Here is a 19,467-nt window from a genome sequence, read left to right as displayed (position 1 = left end):
GAGCTTTTTTACAAGAACCGAGGTATTTAGGTTGAGAAGTTTGGCAATAAAAATTACCATAAGGATAGATACAGATATTACCAGAACTTTATAGGGGGGTAAGACATATGCGTACGTTTTCAGTTCGTGTCCTTGACGATGCGTTTGAAATCTCTTACGTACCAAACGGAAAGACAAATTTCACTAAGACCATCACGATTGTATGTGATCCCGATGTTCCGATTGGTGAAAATTTGGAAAAAATTCGTGAAAAATTAGCAGGGATCGACTTTGACGCCGCAATTATCGAAAATCCGTTAGACTATGATTTTTCAGATACTGTCATCGGAGTCAATCACCAGCGCATCGACATGGGCCTAGCCCTCTCCAACATGCTTAATATTCCCGTAGTTAGCCATGAAACAGCTGACCGCGAAGGCTTAGAAACCGCTGTCGAAAATAAACGCACCTATAACGAATGGCATCTTGATTATTATGGTGAATACGCCGCTAAACGTAATTATGGTCAAGAGGCGATGTTAACTATTGGTAACGGTTATTTTGGCCTTCGTGGCGCCTATCTTGCAGCCAATGCTGACCAAGATAATTATCCGGGTTTATACGTCGCCGGTTTGTATAATCAGCTGACAACGGATATCGCTGGACGCGATGTTATCAACGAGGATCTTGTCAATTTACCTAACGCCCAGTATTTATCTTTTAGTTTGGACCAACAAGAACCATTTACGATTAAGCATGAAAATATTAGCGACATCTATCGATCCTTGGATTTGCATACAGGTGTTTTAACCACCACGATGCTCGTCTCCTTGCCTACCGGTCATTTATTAAAAATTTGTGAGCAGCGCGTCGCGGACATGCATCAGTGGCATCGTTTTGTCCTTCATTATGAAGTGACTCCGATGAACTTTGAAGGCCCGATTACGATTTTTTCCCGCATCGATGGTAGCGTTGTTAACGCTAATGTGGATCGTTATAAAGCCTTCAAATCGCGACATTTTGACATTACTGAAACCACTATTAATGGTCAAGATGCAACCCTAGGTGGGCAAACCAAAGCTTCCAAAGTAAACTTCGTGATTGGAACCCGCTTAACCAGTCAAGAATTAACGGCAGATTCACCGGCAAATGAAAGCGTTACCGACGATATCTTAGAACAAAGCTTTACGTTCAAAGCGCAAACAGGAACTACTTATGTGATCGAAAAAACCATTGCCATCAATACCAGCTTAGAAACAGATGGCAATCTTAACGATGCTGTCACTAGTGAACTTGCTCAGACAAGTTTCAACGATGTCGTAACTGCTAATCAACGGTTCTGGGAACGGGTCTGGCACGATAGTGATATTCAAATCGATGGCGATCTGACTGCCCAAAAATTAACTCGCGTTAACATCTATCACCTATTTGTCTCGGCTTCCCCGAACAGTAACCCCCATTTGGACGCTTCTGTTGGCGCTCGTGGGCTACATGGCGAGGCCTATCGCGGTCATGTTTTTTGGGATGAACTATTTGTTTTGCCATTTTACACCCTGCATACACCTGATCTAACTAAGCAACTACTGCTTTATCGTTACCACCGATTGGCCGCCGCTAAGAAAAACGCACAGTTAGAGGGGTATGAAGGTGCCATGTATCCTTGGCAATCGGCTCAATATGGCGACGAACAATCACAATTCGTTCACTTCAATCCAGATAGTGGCAAATTTGATCCGGACAACAGTCGCCTGCAGCGCCATGTTTCCTTGGCGGTCGCTTACAACATTTGGTTATACTTCCATAGCACCAATGACTTGGACTTTCTGAAAACGTACGGCTTAGAGATGTTGTTCGAAATCGCCCATTTTTGGTCCAGTAAAGCAGTCAAAAATGAAGCAACTGGTCGTTTTGATATTAAAAATGTCATGGGTCCAGATGAATTTCATGAAAATTATCCTAACGCGGATGAACCAGGACTAACAAATAACGCTTATACCAACATTATGGTGAGCTGGTTGTTCACTACACTGATGGATTTAAAAAAGCAAGTTGATCAAAAGACTTGGACTGCGTTAACAAAGAAAACAGGATTAACCTCAACGGACTTTACCCGTTTCGACGAAATTGCCCATCAACTAAGTTTGGATATCAATAAAGATGGCATCATCGGTCAATTCGAAGGTTACTTTAAATTACCGACGCTAGACTTTGAAAAGTATCGAAAAAAGTATGGCAATATTTCTCGGATCGACCGCTTGTTAAAAGCTGAAGATAAGTCCCCTGATTCCTATCAAGTCGCTAAACAAGCTGATGCCTTGATGGCTTACTATAACCTCAGCTTCAATACGATTGATAATATCCTGAAACAACTTGATTATCAGTTGCCTAAAGGTGCTTTAACTCGCAACATCGAATATTACCTTGCGCGCACAACTCACGGTTCTACTCTCTCGCGAATTGTTTATTCGGTCTTGAGTCTGATCACTGGTAACATGGATCAATCATTTGCCTTCTTCAATACAGCTTTAAGGTCTGATTACTACGATATTCAAGGCGGGACGACCGCTGAAGGGATCCATTTAGGGGTCATGGGCGCCGTTTTACTTCTTGAAATGCGCAATTACGGCGGCGTAACTGAATTCGATGATGTCTTGTCAATCACGCCTCACCTACCAGAACGTTGGCATCGCCTAGCATTTAGAGAACAGTTCAAGGGCATCAATTACAGCTTTAGCTTCACCCACGCCGAAATGACCATCACAGCCGATAAAGAGGCAACGGTTAAGGTATTCGGCAATACACAACACTTAAAAGCGCAACAGCCACTTACAATAAAAAATACGGAGGCCTCATAACATGGCAAAATTTGCAGACTTAAAAGGATTCATCTTTGATTTAGACGGTGTGATCACTGGGACGGCAAAATTTCACGGACAGGCTTGGCACCAACTCGCCGACGAACTCGGCGTGACTTGGACTGAATCATTAGCCAATGGCCTAAAGGGTGTTTCTCGCATGGACTCCTTAGAAATGATTCTAAAAGCTGGTGGCAAGGAAAACGACTACACCGAAGCAGAAAAAGTCGCCTACGCGACCAAAAAGAACGACAACTATCTGAAGCTAATTAGTAACATGACACCAGCTGATGTCTTTCCGGGTGTGAAAGAATTTCTTGATGATTTATTAGCCAAGGGATATGTCATCTCCTTAGCTTCCGCCTCAAAAAATGCGCCGACAATCTTAAAACACATTGGCTTATCTGATTACTTCACCAAAATCGTTGACCCAGCCACGTTAAGTAAAGGTAAACCAGATCCAGAAATTTATACCCGCGGTGCAGAAATTCTTAATTTGCCGCCAGAAGCTTGTGCCGGAGTGGAAGATGCTGCGGCGGGCGTTGCGGCCATCAATGGTGCTCACGAGACGTCAATTGGGATTGGTGATGCCAATGAATTAAGTGCTGCCGACATCATCTTTTCAGAGACAAGTGCATTAACGTTAGCCAACATTGAAGCCCAGATGGCGAAATAACGACTAACAATTGATTCGGGTAATTTGTCAGCAAAAACCACGTTTACTGTAACTTCCAACTTAGGAAGCGCACGTAAACGTGGTTTTTTAGTGGTTATAGCCTAATTACGCACGGCTGATAAATGTCGTACTTGCTGTAGCGACAATATGTCCTTCGATGACTCGATAAAATTCATTTAACCAGTAACCATCGCTTAAAGGCAATTGCTCATCTAATGCATAACCTAAAACCTTGTACTCATGATCCTTATCAGGTGGTGTCGGTCCAGTATAACGTTGTGTGATCATTGGATCCGTCTCGTGAATTAATCGGCCAGCAGTACTATTTTTCCCTTGAACGAAACGCCCGTCAGCATGCCGACTTGCATCCTCTGGTAAGCTTGCTTGCTCAACAGACAGATTAGCGCCAGTCCAATGAATAAATGTAAAGCCGACAACTGGGATTGCATCATCATCAATCACGACCCAAGCTAAGCTGACCGCCTGCTTAGGAACGTCCAAAAAGTGTAATGGAAACGAAATCGTCGCATGGCCCTGATATAATTCATCTGGTGCCGCGTACTTACCATAGCGATCAGCTAAGAGACCATTTTCTAACGGAATTTCTAATTTCATTGAACAACTTCCTTTTCATGAAACATTATTTTTTAGGTCGTGTCATTCATTTACTGGCAATCAGGTGGTAGTGGCGCAACCCGTTCACAATGCCATCCGTCGTATTGGTTGTCGTTACATAATCAGCAACCGCCTTATCCCTAGGATGCCCATTGCCCATAACAATTGCGGTATCAACGCTCGCAAACATTTCTAAATCATTTAACTGGTCACCGAAAGCATACGTTGGAATGCCAGTTAGCTGTGTTTCTTGAAGTAACCGTTCCAACCCGCTTCGTTTTGTTACACCACTCTTCATCGTGTCTAAACAAACCAAGTTATTGCGAACCAACGATAACCGCCCCGCAAAAGCCTGATTATACAGATCCTCTTTATCACGGTTAAACACGTTCATGAAATTAATCGGCTGTTTGCGGAAATAATCTGGATCAATCGTCACGTCTAACCGCAGCACGTGATAATTATTTACGACATCTTGTGTCGATTCTGTTAAGGCAAACCCTTTATTATTGTAATAAGCCACTGCATCGCCCTGTTCTTTAGCAAACGCCGTAAATTCCTCAATGAGTTGTTGATCGATCGCTTCTCGGAATAATTCTTGTCCATGGTATTGAACATAAGATCCGTTAGCACTAACAACAGTATCAATTCCTGTTTCATCCAACACATATTGGATTTCAAAAACATTTCGTCCTGTCGCAATGACCGGCAAAATATGATTTTGTTGCATCTCATTAATTGCTGCAATGCTTTGTGGTAAAACATGCTTGTCATCATCAAAAAGCGTGCCATCAAGGTCAAAAAAAACAATTGCTTTCGTATCGGTATTCATGTCTTTCAGCTCCCTATTAGGTTTATCTTCCCTTATAAGGATAGCGCATTAAACAACAAGAAACACTCAGAATGACTTGTTTTGCCGAAAACAGTTATTTCAAATCAAACTAAATGATTGACCTAGTTCGCTCAAGGACCTCACATAAAATTAGTCAACGCGTTTCCAAAAATTAACAATTGACCAGGAGTTTAGCTTAATTCAAGTCATAAAAAAACGTCCCCCCAACTTAAGGAAGACGATTTAATCACTATATTTGGCTAAGCCTTACTCAACATCTGTGATATTGCGGTTACGACCAAGATCCTCTTCATGGTCAGGATCAATCGTGACTTCACCGGCTTCGATCTCTTCAAGCGCTTTGCCAACTGACTTGTCCGAATCATAACTTGATAATAGCTCTTGAGATCCGGCATCCAGTTCATGTGCTCGCTTAGAAGCTAACATAATTAAAGAATAACGTGAATCAACCTTTTGTAATAATTTATCAACTGATGGATATAAAATCATAGTTTACAATCCCTTCTTGTCTTCCGAATTGCCTGGTTGCAGCTCACTTGATTCTAACATCTGCGCGTACTCTGGGTAAACCCGGGGAACCCGCAATCGTTCTGCTCGAATAATTTCTCGAATTCGAGATACTGCCAACGGAATTTTGTCATTAACTACCGCATAATCATAGTTACGCATCATTTTAATTTCCGTCACAGCTTGATGAATCCGCTCATCAATCACAGCCATTGTTTCCGTCCCCCGACCGATCAATCGCTGTTTTAAGGCCATTAAATCAGGCGGAGTTAAAAAGATGAATACACCGTCTGGCATCTTCTCACGAACTTGCATCGCACCATTAACTTCGATCTCTAAAAAAACATCCTTGCCTGCTGCGAGCGTTTCTTGAACATATTTCATCGGTGTTCCATAATAATTGTCCACATATTGAGCATATTCAAGCATACCACCGGTTTCAATATTGTGTTCAAACGTGGCCTTAGAAACAAAAAAATAATCCTTGCCATTCACTTCTCCCGCTCGGGGGTGGCGAGTGGTCATCGAGATGGAATACTGAAAATCAGTTCCTCCCTGGTCAAACATTGCTTTACGAACAGTTCCCTTGCCCACTCCTGACGGTCCAGACAAGACAATTAACATTCCACGTTTCGGCATTGACTGTTTCGTTCCTTTCAACAGCTAAAAAAAGATTTACCACTAATTTTGAACTTTTTTAACCAAAAATTCAAGCTATAATCCCATTCACACGCGGGAATAGCGGGATCTTGCCGTAAAGATACCAAACTTCTGTAGAGCAACCAACTGGGAGTTGCATTTTTGAACGTTTGTTCGTATACTAATAACACAAACAAATGTTCGGTAAGTACGAACAAAGTAACGGAGGCTATCACCATGGATCAATTGCTACCAAATACCTATACTCAACCACAACGGCAAAATCACGCACTCTTTAATTGGCGCCAGTCAGTAGCGATTCTTACACACCAAAGTCTACGCGCCCATTTAGTTCGTTTTCGTCAATGGTTCTGGACGGGTGAACGTGGTGATACTCTCGTGCATCCGCAAATGCCAGCCGATCAATTAATCAACCTTCTAAATGGCGCCCTCTCCCATCACGCAGTCATTTCCGTCATGCTAAACAGCCGTAATCCTTTTGCTAAAAAGCTCCCAATTATCACAGGAACCTTGCAGCAACAACGGCATTCGTTAATTTTAACCAATCATAGTACCGATAGTAGCTATGTTTTGCTTCCTGAGCAAGTTCGGGAAATTTGCTATGGTATGATGGTTGCCTAACCGACAAACCTTTGTTCGAAATAAGCTCAGTTAATCGCTGGGTCCTGACTTCCTTAATAAAATCAACCTAAAAAAGCCTTCTTCTGGAAGGCTTTTTTGATGAATCCGATCAGAGCTCAACTGGTAAAAGCCTGTTTTTCCGCAGCCGCTAACTTCAACAGCTCAGAAGCATGCTCGGTTGCCAATTGGGTCACAGTGGTCCCAGCTAGCATTCGTGCCAACTCGTCCACCCGCTTGGCTTCTGATAACTTAACAACCATCGTTTTTGTGCGCTTGCCGACCACTTGTTTTTGAATATAAAACTGATGGTCCGCAATGGCAGCCACTTGAGGTAAATGAGTAATACAAAGAACCTGTGAATGACGACCGATGGCCATAATTTTTTCAGCAATCGCTTGTGCGACACGACCAGAAACGCCCGTATCCACCTCATCAAAAATAATACTGGTCACACCTTGAGTCTCCGAAAAAATTGTCTTCAAAGCAAGCATCATTCGAGATAATTCCCCACCAGAAGCAATTTTGGCTAATGGTTTCAAATCCTCACCAGGATTGGTTTGAATATAAAACTCGACATTATCGATACCAGAGGCATAAAACGGTATCTCTTTATGAGGCAAGAAGCGAACCTGAAAGACGGCCTTTCCCATATACAACGCCTTGAGTTGCTCATGAACCGCCTGTTCCAGCGTTTTCGCCAATTCCTGACGCTTCTGGCTTAATTTAGTTCCCGCCTCTGCCAAACGGGTCTTAACCTCAGCTAATTGGGTCTCTAAAGCCTGATCATCGTCTTGATCGGCCTGCATATTTGCTAACTCAGACTTGATCTTGTCAAAATAAACTAAAATACTGGCCACTGAATCACCATATTTTCGCTTCAGTTGGTGAATTTCCTCTAAACGACTTTCAATTTCATCCAATCGACCTTCGTCGAATTCCTGATTGGCCAACTGAGTAGACAAATCGGTAACCGTATCTTGTAAGCCATAGTAAGCGTTAGCTAAGCCATCTGCCAATGCTTCATAGGCGGGGTCAAGATCTGCTATATCTTGCATCGAAGTCATAGCAACGCCGATTTGATCCAATGCGGCACCGTCTTCACCCCCTGTTATGGCCTCATGACTGCTTTCTAAAGCAGTGACGATACGTTGATAATTCGCCAAATGATCCCGTTCAGTAATCAACTGTTCTTCCTCATCAGGTTGCAAATTGGCATCATCAATCTCCTGTACCTGAAATGAGAGCATGTCCAGCCGTTGCGCCCATTCTTGAGCATGCTCACGCTTGTTAACAACTAGCTGTTGTACCTGTTTAAAAGTACTATATTCCTGCTCATAAGCGGCCTTCAGCGGTGCCAAAGTTTGCGGCTGAAATTCATCTAGTAAGCTCAAATGCTTTTCAGGTTGCATTAACTCTTGATGTTCATTTTGACCATGAATATCAACCATCGTCTCTCCAACGCGCTTAAGGGTGGTCGTATTCACGATGGTACCGTTAATCCGACTCACATTATGCCCATTTTTATTCAATTCGCGATCGATAACCACTTGTTGGTCCGCATAGTCGACGCCTAGTTCATCCAATACATTAAAGGTCGGTGACAACTTTGGCAAAACGAATAAACCTTGAATTGTCGCCTTATTAGCCCCCTTACGAATGAAATCACTAGCCGCTCGACCACCGGCCAGCAGCCCAACTGCATCAATAATGATTGACTTCCCAGCGCCTGTTTCTCCAGTCAGGACGCTCATACCATCATCAAAGGCGATATTCAAAGACTCAATAATCGCGAAATTTTTAATTGATAATTCCTGTAGCATCGCGGTTCCTCGCTATTCTGCACCTAAACTAGCCAACCGGGTTCGTATCTGAGTCGTACTCAACACAGAATTACCGACAATCAGGACCGAGCTATCATCACTCAACACGCCGAACACTTCTGCATAATTCATCTGTTTGATCAAGCTGCCAATGACAGGGCCATTACCTGGCAACACGTTTAACAAACAAAATCGATCATTGAGTTTCATTTCAACTACATTACCCCGCAAATTTCGACGTAGTTTGGCTTCACCATCAACAGGTCGATCATTGGAAAACGTATAGTAAGTGCGACCTTGATCGTCAGGCACCTTAACTAATTGTAAGTCGGTAATATCCCGTGAAACAGTCGCTTGGGTCACCGCCAAACCGGCTTCTTGAAGGACCATCACTAATTCAGTTTGGGTATGAATGGCTTGATTGGCCACTAACCGACGAATTTCCGCCTGTCGTTCTTTCTTTTTCATCCCTACTTGCCATCCTGTTTTTGATTTAGCTGGGTATAAGCAGTTGACAGTGTTTCGTCAATCGATACATTTGGACTAACTGTACCTTGATCATCGGCATTAACTAAGTGGATGAGAAATTCGATATTACCGCCACCGCCTTTGATTGGCGAAAAATCTAGACCTAACACGTCATAGCCGCTCTGACTAGCGAAGTCGACCATATCTTCTAATACGGCTCGATGCACTGCCGAGTCACGCACGATACCATGTTTACCGACCCGATTCTTGCCGGCCTCAAATTGTGGTTTAATTAACGCGACCACTTGCCCACCTGGTGCCAGAATCGTTTTTAGGTTCGGCAAGATCAAATGCAATGAAATAAACGAAACATCAATACTGGCAAACGTTGGTTGTCCTTGCATAAAATCGGCCAATTTTACATAACGAAAATTTGTATGCTCCATCACGACCACTCGGGGATCTTCACGAAGTTGCCAGACAAGTTGATTACTGCCAACATCGAGTGCATAGGAACGCGCAGCACCATTTTGTAACATAACATCGGTAAAACCACCCGTAGAAGAGCCAATATCCAGTACCGTTTGCCCACTCACATCGATATTAAAGACACGTAAGGCCTTGGCCAGTTTGAAGCCACCTCGACTAACATACGGCATGGGCACGCCCTTAATGTGTAATTCCGTGTCAGTCGGAATTTTTTCGCCAGGCTTGTCCAGACGTTCTTCATTTTTACCCAAGACTTCTCCAGCCATGACAGCGCGCTTGGCTTGTTCACGTGAGGCAAAAAGCCCTTGTTCAACCAGCAGAATATCCACCCGTTGTTTTTCCATTAATTTGTTTCCTTCCCATCGATGATAAAGTAGTCGAGCAATGCGCCTAAACGATCAACATTCATCCCCGTAGTTGCTAACTGCCTGCAAAGCTGTCTGGACAAAGTTACCTGTTCAATCAATGCCTGCTTAGCGCCAGGTAGGCCAAGTAATTTTGGATACGTATTTTTTCCTTCGGCAACGTCTTTATTCGGTGTTTTGCCAAGTGCTGCTGCCGTCTGAGTTTCATCTAAAATATCATCGTAAATTTGAAATGCTAATCCGAAAGCCTGTCCAAATTGAGTCAGCAACTTCAATTGCGTTTCAGAGGCTTGGCCCATAAATGCCCCGGCACGCATGGTGTAAACAAGTAAGGCACCCGTTTTTTCACGATGCAATTGTCGCAATTTGGCCAGTGAAATTGTCGTTCCAGCTAAGGTGACATCCAATGTTTGACCAGCGACCATCCCGACCGGACCGGCGGCATGTGCAAGTTCACTAATCAATGTCACTTTAACGGTTAGCGGTAATGATAATGAGCTGAGCCAATCAAAAGCTAATGTTTGTAAGCCGTCACCAGCTAAAATGGCCACATCTTCGCCGTAAACCTTGTGATTAGTTGCTTGCCCGCGCCGTAAATCATCATTATCCATCGCCGGTAGGTCATCGTGAATCAAGGAATACGTATGAATCAATTCCACGGCACAGGCTGCTGCCAATTCTTCGCCAGTTAGTTCACCCTTCAACCCAGTCAAAGCCGCAATTGTTAGCAGCGGTCGTAAACGTTTTCCTCCTGCCATCACTGAATAAGTCATCGCAGCCTGTAAGGTGGCTTGCGTGCTGCTGTGCGCCATTTGCTTTGCTAAACAGTCATTAATCTGCGGCAAGTAAGTCGCTTCAAAGGCGGTTAAGACTTTACTCATTGGCGTTATCACCAGTAGCTGGCTTGACTTCAAAGTCAGCTGTTTGTCCGTCGTCATTCATCACCTGAGTCAGTGTTTTTTCTGCTTTTGTCAAGGTCTCCTGCAGTTGTTGACTGAGTTTGACCCCCGCTTGAAATTGCGTCAAGGCCGTTTCCAATGGAACATCGCCTTGCTCTAACTGAGTCACAATTTCCTGAAGGCGCGTTAAGTTTTCTTCAAATGTTGGCTGTACTTCGTCTGATTTTGCCATGATTAGTTCCCTTCACGATCTGATTTAAGAGTGGTGATCTGAGCAGTCGCTTGACCATCGGCTAAATGCAAGGTAACCGACTGTCCGGTCGTTAATTGACTAGTCGATTTAACCACCGTCTCATCGGTGGTTACGTAACTATAACCTCGCGTCATCACCTTTAGCGGACTCAGCAAATCTAATTGACTGACCAGCGCTGCGACCTGTTGCTGACTTTTTTGAAAAAGGGTGGCCTCCGACGTGAACAATCGCGTCCGTAACGCTAGCAACTGTTCTTGTTGTTGGCTAAAACGGTCTGATAACAAGCGTGAACTTAAACGCGTTTGCAGCGTGCTCAATTGTTGCTGGTTTTGGTTGACGACTTGTCGCTGAGCACGAATTAATTGGTCCAATAATAAGCTCAAACGTTGTACATAACCCTCATATAATCTTTGGGGTTGTGTGAAGACATACGTTTGCTGTAACCGACTTAAACGTTGCTGATCAAAACGTAATCGACTAGTTAGAGCCTGCAGCAACCGATTTTTCAGTTCGCTTAAGGCTGACAACACGTCCGTCAACACTGGTGTCGCTAATTCCGCCGCAGCTGTTGGTGTGGCAGCTCGTACATCCGCAACCAGATCAGCGATTGTGGTATCTGTTTCATGACCTACGGATGAAATCACGGGAATTGCACTGGCACTGATGGCGCGGGCTACGGCCTCTTCATTAAACGGCCAAAGATCTTCAATTGAACCGCCGCCGCGACCGATAATGAGTGTATCAAATTCGCCTAATGCGTTGACCTGCTCAATCCGCCTGACTAAATCACTGGCTGCCGCATCCCCTTGTACTTGCGCGGGAAATAAAACGAGCTGAACAATGGGATAACGCCGCCGAGTGGTCGTTATAATATCTCGGATAACCGCCCCTGACGGACTCGTAATCACAGCAATTCGTTTAGGAAACATTGATAATTGACGTTTTGGCCGATCAAACAGACCTTCGTTAGCTAACTTCTGCTTTAACTGCTCGTAGGCCTGATACAAAGCACCTACCCCATCAGGCTCCATGCGATCGACATAAATTTGATAGCTTCCTGAGGGTTCATACAGAGAAATCCGCCCAGTAACAAGGACTTTCATGCCTGCTTCTGGCTGAAATTTAAGTTTGGCAAACGCTGACTTGAACATGATGGCGCTAATTTTAGCTTGGTCATCTTTTAAACTAAAATATTGATGCGCATTTGGGCGTAAACGAAAATTAGAAATTTCGCCAGTTAAATACACACGGCCAAGATAAGGATCTGCGTCAAATTTTCGCTTCAAATAGCGTGTCAACGTGGTTACTGTTAAATAATCTTCACGAGCAACCATTTCAAACCTCCAGTCCATTTTGCCAGGCGGCCAGTTGAACGGTCTGCTGCATTAATGTAGCGATGGTCATGGGGCCCACACCACCAGGAACTGGCGTAATATACCCGGCAACTTCAATGGCAGTGTCGGCCACGTCGCCTGTTAATTTACCATCGGCTTTACGATTCATGCCAACATCAATGATCGTTGCACCCGGTTTAACCATATTGGCGGTCACAATGTTTGGCTGACCGACTGCCACAATGACAATATCGGCCATTTTGCTTAAAGCCGTCAGCTCATCTGCACCGGTATGTCGATGTGCCAGTGTTACAGTCGCATTCTCATTATTTAATAAAGCCACCATCGGTTTCCCAACGAGTCGACTACGCCCAATCATGAGAACGTGCTGACCGGAAATATTGATTTTCTGGTCGTGCAACATTGTCATGATACCTTTAGGCGTGCAGGCCACCGGATAATGTAATCCTACATTCCCAAATAGGCGCCCCAAATTAATCGGATGTAGACCATCAACATCCTTTACCGGGTTAATGGCCTGGACAACTTCTTCTTCATCCAAGTGGTCTGGTAATGGTGATTGGACCAAAATTGCATGGATTTCGGGGTCCTGATTGTACCGCGCTACTAACGCTAATAATTCGGTCTGTGTCGTAGTTGTCGGTAACTTCTTCACAACTGAGTTAAACTGCAGTTTACCAGCTTGACGCTCCTTATTCCGAACATAAATGGCACTAGCTGGATCATCGCCGACCATTATAACAGCTAAGCCAGGAATAACCCCCTGACTTGTTAGAGCCAGGGACTGCTTTGCAGTTGTTTCATTTAGTCGCTTAGCGATTGCCCGTCCATCGATTAATTTTGCCGTCATGCATCTATCTCCATTTACGTTTCTTCAGTCCATTTTATTAACTTATGCTGAATAATTTTACCACATTCCAACGTCTCTTGGCAGTCGGCCGTTTACGAAATCAAAGTGGATTACGGTGGATTACGCCGGTATAATCTGTTTAAAAACCAAAAAAAACGTCCAGACTTATTAGTCAAACGACTAAATAAATCGGAACGCTCATGTTTCACTTAAAATGCGATAACTCAAGCCTTATTTTTCTGGTCTGCTTGATCAAACAACTTAGAAAGCACCCCATTGACAAAACGTCTAGAATCATCATCGGAAAATTCCTTAGCTAACTCAATTGCTTCATTTAAAGCAACTCGTGTCGGAACCGTCGCCGAATAGCTCATCTCATACAAACCTAAACGCAAAATAATGAGATCAGGATAAGCCAATCGACCAACAGACCACTTGTTGGCTAATTGCGCATCAATTTTGGCGTCCAATTGATCTTGATGCTCAAGTACCCCATTGACCAAGGTCACTAAATAATCTGGCACAATCGTGGGTTGATCTTCATCATGATCAATAAGTTGTTGGTACAAGGCGGTCACATCAGCATCAGAATTCGCGTGTTTGGCGAACAAGACCTGAAAGGCAATCTCACGAATTTGGTGCCGCGATAAATCCACTACGCTTCACCATCTTTACTTGTCAATTCGTTTGATTCAGTCGTTAAATGATCGCCGAAAATATCGTCAGGGTCAATATCAGAACTAGTTTTTTCAGGAACAATCCCAACAATGTGAATGTTAACTTCTCCAACCGTCAACTCAGTCATTAGAGCAACCTGTTGCTTAATCTTATCTTGCAGTTCCAAGGCAACTTTCGGCACACTAACCCCATAGTCCAGATAGACGAACACATCAGCTGTAATTACGCCATCTTCCAAGTTAAGTTTGACACCTTTACTCAATTCTGTGCGGCCAAACAATTCGGAAACATTATTGGCAATGTTTCCACGCATTCGGTTAACGCCTTCAACTTGACTAGCTGCAACACCAACAATAATCTCCAAAACATCAGCTGAAATTTCAATGGTACCCAATGCATCTTCTGGCTGATTTAACGTGATTTTATTCACTTCAGGCATGGCGACCTCCAATCTAGCAACTTACTTAGGCCCGAGAAACGTACGACCCTTCCTGGGTATTAATGATCAACTTGTCACCAGCATTCACGAAGAATGGCACTTGAACCACCAGACCAGTCTCCATGGTTGCAGGCTTCGAACCGCCAGTTGCCGTGTCTCCACGAATACCAGGTTCAGTTTCAGCAACTTCTAGCGTAACCGTGTTAGGTACTTCCACGCCAAGAATTTCATTACCAAATGAAGTCACAGTCACTTCCATATTTTCCAATAAGTACTTGGCTGCATTTTTCATTGATTCATTTGGAATGGAAACTTGGTCATAGGTTTCAGTATTCATGAAGACATAATTAGTACCATCATTGTACAAATACTGCATCTTGGCCTGCGAAATTTCGGCCAATTCCATCTTGGCACCAGCGCGGAACGTCTTTTCTTGAACGGCACCAGTCCGCAAGTTCTTTAATTTTGAGCGAACAAACGCCCCACCTTTACCAGGTTTAACGTGCTGGAATTCAACAATCCGCCAGATGGCATGGTCAACTTCGATCGTTAACCCATTTTTAAAGTCTGCAGTTGAGATCGACATAATCGTTCCTCCTAAAATTCATTCTTGTTCAGTATACAGTAATCGCTCCTAGCGTTGCAATAGCAACCATTTCAAAAACAACTCAGGGCGAAACAAACTAAGCGATGCTGAGCATTAATTAGTGGTCACGACGCGCTAGTTAAATAACTTGCAACGTCTTAGGTGAACTCGTTAAGACTTCCGCCCCATTTTCAGTTACCAAAACGTCATCTTCAATCCGAACCCCACCATGATCTGGCACGTAAATACCTGGTTCTACCGTGATAACTTGGTTTGCGCTCAGTTGGTATGGTGTCCGAGGTCCATAAACTTGTGGCTCTTCATGAATATTCAGACCAATCCCATGTCCCATTCCATGATTGAATTGCGACCCGTAACCTCCCGCAATAATGATGTTGCGACCAGCAGCGTCAAGTTCAGCGCCAGAAACGCCGGGTTTAATGGCGGCGATCACAGCCTGATTGGCAGCTAAAGTTAGATCGTAAATTCGTTTTAACGCTTCATCAACATAGCCGATTGCAAACGTTCGTGTAATATCAGAGGTATAACCATCGAAATAAAAGCCAAAGTCGATAGTCACTAATTCACCTTGTTGAAGCCTTTTATTAGTCGCCGCTGCGTGTGGTTGGGCAGCTCGTGAACCGCTGGCGACAATCGTAGCAAACGAGGGGCCCGTTGAACCATGAGCGCGCATCCATCCGTCCAAGCGATTGGCCACTTCGATCTCGGTCATGCCAGCAACAATTGTTGGCATAACCTCATCGTACCCTTGGCTGGATAAAGCAATGGCGTGTCGAAGTGCCATAATTTCTGTTTCATCTTTGATTTCACGCAAATGATCCACAATTGCGTGCATGCCGACAAAGTCCGCCGTGAGTTGCTCGTCAAGCTGAGCCCAAATAACATATGGCAGTGTATCTTCGAACCCAACCACCGTCATTTGTTCTCGTTCAACTAAGGTCGCAACTTGTCCATAATAGTCACGGGTAATTAGCAGACGAACATCCGCAGGCAGATCACTGGCCATTGCGGTTTCGTAACGGGCATCAGTAATCATCCAATAGCTGGACTGACTAATTAACAGACAACCATCGCCACCTACGTCGCTAAAACCAGTTAAATACTGTAAGTTAAACCCATCCGTGATCAGGATGGCATCTAACCGCAAGTGAACTAACTCCTCCTGTACGCGTTTCAACCGTTCTCGTCTGCTCATTTTGTCGTCTCCACCACTAAATAATTATAAAACTGTGACCTTTCGCCTCGTCAAACAAAAAACGAACACAATGTTTTACACATCATGCCCGTCAATCGACGCGTTATTCAGCTTCAGCAACCGGGTAAACAGACACCTGACGGCGATCCTTACCCTTCCGTTCAAACTTAACAACACCATCAGTCAATGCAAACAGGGTATCATCCCCACCACGACCAACATTAAGGCCAGGTAGAATATGCGTACCACGCTGACGGTAAATGATTGAACCGGCGTTGATCTGTTGACCATCTGCCCGCTTCGTTCCTAACCGACGACCTGCTGAGTCACGACCGTTAGTTGTCGATCCGCCCCCTTTATGGTGAGCGAAGAATTGTAGATTCATGTCCAATAACATGTGGTTCCACCTCCATTAGTTAAAGTGACCATCACTAATCGTAATGAATTGTGCATATTTCTCGGCGATTTGTGTCATTCCTAATGTGAATGTTGCGAGGATCGTCTCAGCTGCCTGATTTCGATCATGCATCGTTAGGGCCAAGTACCCGCCATTTGCGTTGTCTGAGGTAAGCGACGGATGAACCGTCGCTACCTCATCTAACGCGTTGACCGTGGTAATTGCCAACACAGATGCGGCTGCGCACACAATATCTTCACCGTATTGTCCTGAACCAGCATGGCCTGTCATCTTAAATGACGTTACTTGCTGATCGGAATTTCTTGAAATCGCAACTTTTATCATAATCTTCTTAGTTTTGGTTTAAGCAAACTGAGTTATTTTGTGGTGATATCGTCAATCATAACCCGTGTATAAGGCTGACGGTGACCCTTTTTAGTGTGTTGGTTCTTCTTTGGCTTGTATTTGAAGGTTACGACCTTCTTTTCCTTACCTTGTTTTTCAACTGTACCTGCTACTGAAGCACCTTCAACTAACGGTGTCCCCACAGTAATGGCACGGCTGGCTACTAACACAACTTCGTCAAAAGTGACCTTGTCGCCTTCCTTTGCATCTAACTTTTCAACAAAGATCGGTGATCCCTTTTCAACTTTATATTGCTTACCACCAGTTTTGATAATTGCGTACACGTTGTGCACCTCCTTAAATTAAAGTCTTAGACTCGCCAAAAACAAGTGCCGTCTCACCATGAAACAAACTTATAACTTGCTCTGTGCGGTTGCAGTGTGGAAGCCCACAACGACAACGTTAAAAGTGTACCAAAAAAACATAGCTTGGTCAACGTCAAAGTAGTTGTCCAAGCACATCTATACTGACCATTAACGTGATATGAGAAAAACCAGTCACTTAACGCAACAAAAAAAGGAATTCGCTAGGTTGCAAATCCCTGTTAGTACAAGCTTAAATCAATCACGGTTCAACCGTTGGTGGCGAGAGGCTTGAGCAGTCGTCCGATTGGTTGATAAATGTGATGCAGCAGGACGGTGCATCAGTTCCCATGCCCCACTACCAATTAAAACAACGATTAAAACGACAACTGCTACCATCTTTAAAACCTCCCTTTGCGTTGCTAACCAGCAACTCGACTGTTCTTAGTTTACCAAGGACCGTCTGAGAGATTCAAATTTAAACGCTATCTTAACAGAAAAAAGTCTTTTTTTACTAAATCGTTACATTTGTTATTCTTGACTACCAATTTTATATAACTCAGTATCCGCATTTGTGTCTTTACGCATCTGTGTCTCGATCTTACTACGTTGCTGGGCAGAGTTGCCAATTGTATAAGCCGCCATGTCAAAAATCAAGCGAAAATTGGCATGAAATTGTGAAGCAACTTCGTCATCGAAATTATATTGTTTGTTCACAGCAGCTTTCACGATACCCTTCACACCCGTCGGGCCATCGCCAAGCGTGTTTGCCAACTGATTTTTTTGTCCTTCACTTAACCCAGGCCGTAAAGTTTGATTAACCTGGTCAGCTGCTTGATAGACTTTGTTGGCGCTTGCTTCGTTATCGTAACGGAATTTTTGTAGTGCCGTTACTAAAGCCTCAATCCGCTTATTCTCATTTTGCACTCGCGTATATTCTTTTTGCGTCACTTGGACGCCACCGTAACTTTTTTGACCACAGGCTGTCAAGATCACCATACTTGCTAAGACAACCACCGCCGCCACAATCTTTTTCAACATTTTGCTTCCTCCGTTGCCGCTTCGTTAGGCCTTCATTAAAATCTGGTCGTACAATCAATGCAGCAAGTGGGGTTCGAACCCACGACCCTCGGTTTAGAAGACCGATGCTCTATCCAACTGAGCTACTGCTGCGTCACTTAACTCATATCAGTATAGAAAAGTGGTGTCATAGTGTCAATTTATATTCCGGCCTTTTCCTCAAACTAGATCCCCCACTAAGTTCCTTGAAGAACCTTAATTATGCCTAATTGAGACTACTTGCTTTAAAATTAACGCGTACTAGCGCACAATCATTTGTGCATTATCCATGGTATGTCGGTTGACGAAGCGCTTTCATTTCTTATATAATGGGCTTTGTAAACATTTATCAATAAGCTGTCTAATAAAGCTTTATCGAATGACAGCTTGGGGGAATTCACATGGCTAAGCATTTGGACCCTCGGGTAATTAAAACACGGTCAAGTTTAAAAGATGCCCTAATCAATTTGATGCAGCAATATAAAATCGAAAACATTAGTGTGCAAAAAATTACTGAAACTGCCCACATCACTCGAGGCACCTTTTATCTCCACTATAAAGACAAGCGCGACTTTATTGCCAGCGCAATGACAGAAATTTTAGATGATTTTTTTAATGCTGTTATGATCGACAGCACTGGCCGGTTACCAATGATCACCACATCGACCCAAGTAACCCAACTGTTCTCTGTCAACGCAGCCTTCAGCTATATCGAAACCGAGGCAAACATGTTTAATGTTTTGCTCAATACCCAAGCAAATGGCGTCTTTGAGTATCAGTTGATTACACGCTTAACTAAAGCACTTGAGCGTTTTCACGACCAGTTAAAATCTGATTTTTTGGAAATTAATGTTCCTGAAAATATCCAAATTGCTTTTATCGTGTCTGCCTATATTGGGCTTGTCAAAAATTGGCTGGCAGATGGTTTGATTTATACACCACATTATATGACCAGTTCAATTCAAAAAATGACTGCTCTCATTAGCCATGATCCACAGAAACTTACCTTCAGCGACTTTTTCTTTACGCAAGCTGATTTTGTACCCCACCCCGCTGCCAATTAGGATTTGCTTAATTAAAGTTATCAATCAAATGAAACTGAAAGACAGGCAAAGTCCCT

General features: G+C 43.7%; 24 protein-coding genes, 1 tRNA gene and 1 other annotated feature. Of the genes, 4 read left to right on the top strand and 21 right to left on the bottom strand.

What is annotated here, in order from left to right; translation table 11 throughout:
• Window positions 1-107 precede the first annotated feature (107 nt).
• Together ACYQ0Y_RS00925 and pgmB are read left to right on the top strand one after the other, a co-directional pair.
• Window positions 108-2,834: a glycoside hydrolase family 65 protein gene (locus tag ACYQ0Y_RS00925; RefSeq protein WP_407882153.1), complete on the top strand. Its 2,727-nt coding sequence runs from the start codon at window positions 108-110 to the stop codon at window positions 2,832-2,834.
• A gap of 1 nt (window position 2,835) precedes the next feature.
• Window positions 2,836-3,510, top strand: coding sequence for a beta-phosphoglucomutase (gene pgmB / locus ACYQ0Y_RS00920; RefSeq protein ID WP_407882152.1), 675 nt, complete (start codon window positions 2,836-2,838; stop codon window positions 3,508-3,510).
• Window positions 3,511-3,615: 105 nt separating this feature from the next.
• On the opposite strand, the gene ACYQ0Y_RS00915 is transcribed toward pgmB, so the two are convergent.
• The 4 genes from ACYQ0Y_RS00915 to gmk form a co-directional block, all read right to left on the bottom strand.
• On the bottom strand, window positions 3,616-4,125 hold the full coding sequence (locus ACYQ0Y_RS00915; protein ID WP_407882151.1) for a YbhB/YbcL family Raf kinase inhibitor-like protein: 510 nt from the start codon (window positions 4,123-4,125) through the stop codon (window positions 3,616-3,618).
• 46 nt (window positions 4,126-4,171) lie between these two features.
• A complete protein-coding gene (locus ACYQ0Y_RS00910) occupies window positions 4,172-4,957 on the bottom strand; it encodes a Cof-type HAD-IIB family hydrolase (protein WP_407882149.1) in 786 nt (261 codons plus the stop codon).
• Between the two features lie 267 nt (window positions 4,958-5,224).
• Window positions 5,225-5,467, bottom strand: coding sequence for a DNA-directed RNA polymerase subunit omega (gene rpoZ / locus ACYQ0Y_RS00905; RefSeq protein WP_407882148.1), 243 nt, complete (start codon window positions 5,465-5,467; stop codon window positions 5,225-5,227).
• Window positions 5,468-5,470: 3 nt separating this feature from the next.
• Window positions 5,471-6,124 carry a guanylate kinase gene (gene gmk, locus ACYQ0Y_RS00900; protein ID WP_407882146.1) on the bottom strand — a complete coding sequence of 218 codons (654 nt, stop codon included), beginning with the start codon at window positions 6,122-6,124 and terminating at the stop codon, window positions 5,471-5,473.
• A gap of 237 nt (window positions 6,125-6,361) precedes the next feature.
• Between gmk and ACYQ0Y_RS00895 the strand changes: the two genes are divergently transcribed.
• Window positions 6,362-6,766: a hypothetical protein gene (locus tag ACYQ0Y_RS00895; protein WP_407882145.1), complete on the top strand. Its 405-nt coding sequence runs from the start codon at window positions 6,362-6,364 to the stop codon at window positions 6,764-6,766.
• A 116-nt stretch (window positions 6,767-6,882) separates the two neighbouring features.
• Here the strand turns inward: ACYQ0Y_RS00895 and recN are convergent, their stop codons facing one another.
• The 17 genes from recN to ACYQ0Y_RS00810 form a co-directional block, all read right to left on the bottom strand.
• A complete protein-coding gene (gene recN, locus ACYQ0Y_RS00890) occupies window positions 6,883-8,586 on the bottom strand; it encodes a DNA repair protein RecN (RefSeq protein ID WP_407882144.1) in 1,704 nt (567 codons plus the stop codon).
• Between the two features lie 12 nt (window positions 8,587-8,598).
• Window positions 8,599-9,054: an arginine repressor gene (locus ACYQ0Y_RS00885; protein WP_407882142.1), complete on the bottom strand. Its 456-nt coding sequence runs from the start codon at window positions 9,052-9,054 to the stop codon at window positions 8,599-8,601.
• 2 nt (window positions 9,055-9,056) lie between these two features.
• Window positions 9,057-9,887, bottom strand: a complete 831-nt coding sequence (locus tag ACYQ0Y_RS00880) for a TlyA family RNA methyltransferase (protein WP_407882141.1) — start codon at window positions 9,885-9,887, stop codon at window positions 9,057-9,059.
• Entirely contained in the window at window positions 9,887-10,789 is a 903-nt protein-coding gene (locus tag ACYQ0Y_RS00875) for a polyprenyl synthetase family protein (protein WP_407882139.1), read from the bottom strand. Before ACYQ0Y_RS00875 ends, ACYQ0Y_RS00880 begins: the two co-directional genes overlap by 1 nt.
• A complete protein-coding gene (locus ACYQ0Y_RS00870) occupies window positions 10,782-11,039 on the bottom strand; it encodes an exodeoxyribonuclease VII small subunit (RefSeq protein WP_407882138.1) in 258 nt (85 codons plus the stop codon). The genes ACYQ0Y_RS00875 and ACYQ0Y_RS00870 overlap by 8 nt, the downstream gene beginning before the upstream one ends.
• A gap of 2 nt (window positions 11,040-11,041) precedes the next feature.
• A complete protein-coding gene (xseA, locus tag ACYQ0Y_RS00865) occupies window positions 11,042-12,394 on the bottom strand; it encodes an exodeoxyribonuclease VII large subunit (protein ID WP_407882136.1) in 1,353 nt (450 codons plus the stop codon).
• A 1-nt stretch (window position 12,395) separates the two neighbouring features.
• Window positions 12,396-13,265, bottom strand: a complete 870-nt coding sequence (locus ACYQ0Y_RS00860) for a bifunctional 5,10-methylenetetrahydrofolate dehydrogenase/5,10-methenyltetrahydrofolate cyclohydrolase (RefSeq protein ID WP_407882135.1) — start codon at window positions 13,263-13,265, stop codon at window positions 12,396-12,398.
• 224 nt (window positions 13,266-13,489) lie between these two features.
• Window positions 13,490-13,921, bottom strand: a complete 432-nt coding sequence (gene nusB, locus ACYQ0Y_RS00855) for a transcription antitermination factor NusB (protein ID WP_407882133.1) — start codon at window positions 13,919-13,921, stop codon at window positions 13,490-13,492.
• On the bottom strand, window positions 13,921-14,382 hold the full coding sequence (locus tag ACYQ0Y_RS00850) for an Asp23/Gls24 family envelope stress response protein (protein WP_407882132.1): 462 nt from the start codon (window positions 14,380-14,382) through the stop codon (window positions 13,921-13,923). Before ACYQ0Y_RS00850 ends, nusB begins: the two co-directional genes overlap by 1 nt.
• Window positions 14,383-14,407: 25 nt before the next feature.
• The gene (gene efp / locus ACYQ0Y_RS00845; RefSeq protein WP_407882130.1) at window positions 14,408-14,968 is read right to left on the bottom strand and encodes an elongation factor P; all 561 of its coding nucleotides are present in this window, start codon (window positions 14,966-14,968) and stop codon (window positions 14,408-14,410) included.
• 139 nt (window positions 14,969-15,107) lie between these two features.
• Window positions 15,108-16,184, bottom strand: a complete 1,077-nt coding sequence (locus ACYQ0Y_RS00840) for a M24 family metallopeptidase (RefSeq protein WP_407882128.1) — start codon at window positions 16,182-16,184, stop codon at window positions 15,108-15,110.
• Window positions 16,185-16,287: 103 nt separating this feature from the next.
• Window positions 16,288-16,581, bottom strand: coding sequence for a 50S ribosomal protein L27 (gene rpmA, locus ACYQ0Y_RS00835; protein ID WP_407882126.1), 294 nt, complete (start codon window positions 16,579-16,581; stop codon window positions 16,288-16,290).
• 15 nt (window positions 16,582-16,596) lie between these two features.
• Complete coding sequence (locus ACYQ0Y_RS00830) at window positions 16,597-16,926, bottom strand: ribosomal-processing cysteine protease Prp (protein ID WP_407882125.1); 330 nt, start codon at window positions 16,924-16,926, stop codon at window positions 16,597-16,599.
• 32 nt (window positions 16,927-16,958) lie between these two features.
• Entirely contained in the window at window positions 16,959-17,270 is a 312-nt protein-coding gene (gene rplU, locus ACYQ0Y_RS00825; protein WP_407882123.1) for a 50S ribosomal protein L21, read from the bottom strand.
• A gap of 18 nt (window positions 17,271-17,288) precedes the next feature.
• Window positions 17,289-17,371: a sequence feature (ribosomal protein L21 leader region), on the bottom strand.
• Between the two features lie 175 nt (window positions 17,372-17,546).
• The gene (locus tag ACYQ0Y_RS00820) at window positions 17,547-17,687 is read right to left on the bottom strand and encodes a hypothetical protein (protein ID WP_407882121.1); all 141 of its coding nucleotides are present in this window, start codon (window positions 17,685-17,687) and stop codon (window positions 17,547-17,549) included.
• Window positions 17,688-17,819: 132 nt separating this feature from the next.
• Window positions 17,820-18,329 (bottom strand): hypothetical protein, encoded by a 510-nt coding sequence (locus ACYQ0Y_RS00815; protein WP_407882119.1) that lies wholly within the window; start codon window positions 18,327-18,329, stop codon window positions 17,820-17,822.
• 58 nt (window positions 18,330-18,387) lie between these two features.
• Window positions 18,388-18,461: transfer RNA gene (locus tag ACYQ0Y_RS00810), tRNA-Arg, on the bottom strand.
• A gap of 287 nt (window positions 18,462-18,748) precedes the next feature.
• Between ACYQ0Y_RS00810 and ACYQ0Y_RS00805 the strand changes: the two genes are divergently transcribed.
• Complete coding sequence (locus tag ACYQ0Y_RS00805; protein WP_407882117.1) at window positions 18,749-19,411, top strand: TetR/AcrR family transcriptional regulator; 663 nt, start codon at window positions 18,749-18,751, stop codon at window positions 19,409-19,411.
• Window positions 19,412-19,467 lie beyond the last annotated feature (56 nt).

It is taken from the genome of Furfurilactobacillus curtus (assembly GCF_054657915.1).
This window is presented reverse-complemented; position numbering and strand designations above follow the sequence as displayed.